Annotated in this window: 1 protein-coding gene; it reads right to left on the minus strand. The window is 75.2% G+C overall.

Going from position 1 to position 4,004, the window contains the following annotated elements; genetic code table 11:
• A partial coding sequence (locus QWU11_RS46990) for an SDR family NAD(P)-dependent oxidoreductase (protein ID WP_290121122.1) occupies window positions 1–4,004 on the minus strand: 4,004 nt, incomplete at both ends.

Here is a 4,004-nt window from a genome sequence, read left to right on the forward strand (position 1 = left end):
CGTTGGCGAGGGCCTGGCGGATGACGCGCTGCTGGGAGGGTCCGTTGGGCGCGGTCAGGCCGTTCGAGGCGCCGTCCTGGTTGATCGCGGATCCGCGGATCAGCGCCAGGACCGGGTGCCCGTTGCGTCGGGCGTCTGAGAGCCGTTCGACCAGCAGCAGCCCGGCGCCCTCGCCCCAGCCGGTGCCGTCGGCCGCGTCCGCGAACGGCTTGCACCGCCCGTCGGCCGCCAGCCCACGCTGCCGGCTGAACGTGATGAACACCCCCGGCCCGGCCATGACCGTCACGCCGCCGGCGAGCGCGAGGTCGCACTCGCCGGCGCGCAGGGCCTGGCAGGCCTGGTGCAGCGCCACGAGGGAGGATGAGCAGGCCGTGTCGACCGTGACCGCCGGACCCTCCAGGCCCAGGGCGTACGCGACCCGCCCCGAGGCGACGCTGTTGGTGGAGGCGGTGGCGAAGTAGCCCTCGTAGTCGTCCGCGCCCTGATTCAGCAGCCGGCCGCCGTACTCGCCGTACATGACGCCGACGAACACACCGGTGGGGGTGCCGCGCAGGGTGGTCGGGTCGATGCCGGCGTGTTCGAGGGTCTCCCAGGCGATTTCCAGCAGGAGCCGTTGCTGGGGGTCGGTGGCGAGGGCTTCGCGCGGGCTCATGCCGAAGAACTGCGGGTCGAACTCGGCGGCGTCGTGCAGGAAGCCGCCCTGGCGCGTGTAGCTGGTCCCGGTACGCGAGGGGTCGGGGTCGTAGAGCGTGTCCAGGTCCCAGCCGCGGTCGGCCGGGAAGCCGGAGATCGCGTCCGTACCGGAGGCGAGGAGTTCCCACAGGTCGTCGGGGGAACGGACGCCGCCGGGGAAGCGGCAGCCCATCGCCACGATCGCGATCGGCTCGTCGCCCGCGGCCCCGGACCTTACGCGCGCCGGGCCGTCGCGGTCGCCCAGCAGCTCGCCGCGCAGGTGCCCGGCCAGCGCGGCGGGCGTCGGGTGGTCGAACAGCAGCGTCGCGGGCAGCCGCAGACCGGCGGCGACGCCGACGCGGTTGCGCAGCTCGACCGCCAGCAGCGAGTCGAAGCCCAGCTCGCGGAAGGCCAGCCCGGCCTCGATCGTCTCCGGCGTGGCGTGACCGAGGACGGAGGCGGCCTGACCGCGCACCAGGTCGAGCAGCAGCCGGTCCTGGTCCGCCTCCGGCAGTCCGGCCAGCCGCGCGGCCCACGAGTGGTCGTCCTCTGCCGCGGTCTCCGCCCGACGCGCGGGCGTACGTACGAGGCCGCGCAGCACGGGCGGCAGCAGGCCGTCGCGGGCCAAGCCGCGCAGCGCGGCGAGATCGAGCCGTACCGGGACCGGTGCCGCCTCGTCCGCGAGCATCGCCGCGTCGAACAGCGCGAGCCCGTCCCCGGTCGGCAGCGGGGCGATACCGCTGCGGCCGAGGCGGGCCAGGTCGCTCTCGCTCAGGTGTCCGGTCATGCCGCTCTCGACCGCCCACAGTCCCCAGGCCAGCGAGGTGGCCCGCAGCCCGAGCTCACGCCGGCGCCGCGCCAGCGCGTCGAGGAACGTGTTGGCCGCGGTGTAGTTCGCCTGGCCCGGACTGCCCAGCACCCCGGTGACGGAGGAGAAAAGCACGAACTCGACGTGCTCCCTGTCGCGGGTCAGCTCGTGCAGGTTCCAGGCCGCGGTGACCTTCGGCCGCAGCACCGCGTCGAGGTCCTCGTCGGACAAGGTCTCCACCAGGCCGTCGCGGAGCACGCCCGCCGCGTGGACCACGGCGGTCAGGGGATGTTCGGCCGGGACCCGCGCCAGGACGTCCGCGAGTGCGTTCCGGTCGGCCGCGTCGCACGCGGTGACCGTCACCTCGGCGCCCTGGGCCCGCAGGTCGCCGGCCAGCTCCGGGTCGGCGGTACGCCCGCTCCGGCCGAGCAGGAGCAGGTGCCGTACGCCGTGCGTGCCGGCCAGGTGCCGGGCGACCAGGCCGCCGAGCACGCCGGTCCCGCCCGTGATCAGGACGGTGCCGCCGGGGTCCGGCTCGAAGGACCGCGGCGAGGGCGACGCCCGTACCAGGCGCGGCACGGCCACCTCGTCCCCGCGGATCGCCAGTTCGGGTTCACCCGTGGCCAGTGCCCTGGCCGGTGTACCCGGAGAGGGCTCGCCCTCCAGGTCACAGAGCACGAAGCGGCCGGGGTGCTCGGCCTGCGCCGAGCGCACCAGGCCCCACACCGAGGCGGCGGGCAGGTCTCCCGTCCCGCGCGTCACCAGGACCAGGCGGGCGTCGGCCGATCGCTCGTGGGCCAGCCACACACGCAGCAGGCCCAGCACCTCCCGTACGACGGCCCGCACCCCGGCCGGGACGTCTCCGGGCGGCGGCGTCGGGACGCGGAACACCACCACGTCCGGGACGCCCGCGTCGAACAGCGTCGCCAGGTCCGGATGGGCCGCCGGCCCGCCGAACCCGCCGAGGTCCGCAACGGAGCCGAGGATCGCCCACCGGACCGCGGGCGGCGGCGCGTCCGGAAGGGGGAGCGGAGTCCGGTCCAGCCGGTAGAGCGGAGCCCGCCCGGGAACATCCGTGAACCGTCCGGCCGGCACGGCCTGCATCGTGAGGGCGGCCACCGAGATCACCGGAGCGCCGGTGGCGTCCCAGGCGGTGATCGCCACAGACTCCCGCCCGGCCGGTACGACGCGGACGCGCAGCTCCGTACCGCCGGCCGCGTGCAGCCGGACACCGGACCAGGAGAAAGGGAGCAGGAGCCGGTCGTCTCCGGGCGCGCCGGTGAGGAACACCGCGTGGATCGCGGCGTCGAGGAGCGCCGGATGCATCCCGTACGTGCCGGCGTCGGCCTCCTGCCCGGCCGCCAGCGCGACCTCGGTGAAGACCTCGTCGCCTGCCCGCCACGCGGCGCGCAGTCCCTGGAACGCCGGACCGTAGGCGTAGCCACGAGCGGCGAGGTCGTCGTACAGGCCCGCGACGTCCAGCGCCCGTGCTCCCGCCGGGGGCCAGACACCCGGCTCCGGGCCGGCGGCCGCCTCCCGGCGGTCCAGCACTCCGGTGGCGTGCCGCGTCCAGGGCCGGTCCGGCCAGTCGCCGGAGGCGCCGGCGGGCCGCGAGTGCACGCTCACCGGCCGCCGCCCGGACTCGTCCGGGGCGCCGACGTGCAGCTGGATCTGCACGGCCCCCTGCTCCGGCAGGGGCAGCGGCGCTTCGAGGGTCAGCTCCTCGACCAGATCGCACCCGGCCCGCTCACCCGCCGCGAGCAGGAGCTCGACGAAGCCCGTGCCGGGCAGCAGCACGGTGTCGGAGACCGAGTGGTCGGTCAGCCACGGGCAGGTCCGCCGGGAGACGACGCCGGTGAACAGCAGCCCGTCGCCGTGGGCCAGGCTCACCCCGGCCCCCAGCCACGGATGACCCGGGGCGTCCAGCCCGGCCCCTGACACGTCACCGCCGCCGGAACCGCTCAGCCAGTAGCTCTGCCGCTGGAAGGCGTACGCGGGCAGCCCGGCCGCGGGCCTCCGGTCGGTCACCGCCGCCCAGTCGACCGGGAGGCCGTGGATGTGGGCGGTCGCGAGCGCGGTGTGGAACCGCGCCAGGCCGCCCTCGTCGCGGCGGAGGGTCGGGATGGTGAGGACCGGGTGCCCGTCCTGGTCGGCGGTCTGCTGGACGCCGATCGTGAGGACGGGGTGGGGACTGGCCTCGACGAAGGTGTGGTGACCGTCCTGGAGGAGCCGGCCGACGGCGATCGCGAACCGGACGGGCCGGCGGAGGTTCTCGTACCAGTAGCCGGGCGTCAGCTCGGAGGTGTCCAGGCGGCCGCCGGTGAGCGTCGAGTAGAACGCGACGCCGGTGGAACGCGGCGTGATGCCGGCGAGGAGTTCGAGCCGCACACCTTCGACGTGGGGGGAGTGTGAGGCGTAGTCGACGGGGATGCGGCGGGCGTTGATGTCGTGGTTTTTGTAGTGGTGGAGGAGGTGTTCGAGGGGTTGGGTGTCGCCGGAGATGACGGTGGTGTGGGGTCCGTTG

This window comes from Actinomadura sp. DC4, from assembly GCF_030406325.1.
Taxonomy (GTDB): Bacteria; Actinomycetota; Actinomycetes; order Streptosporangiales; family Streptosporangiaceae; genus Actinoallomurus.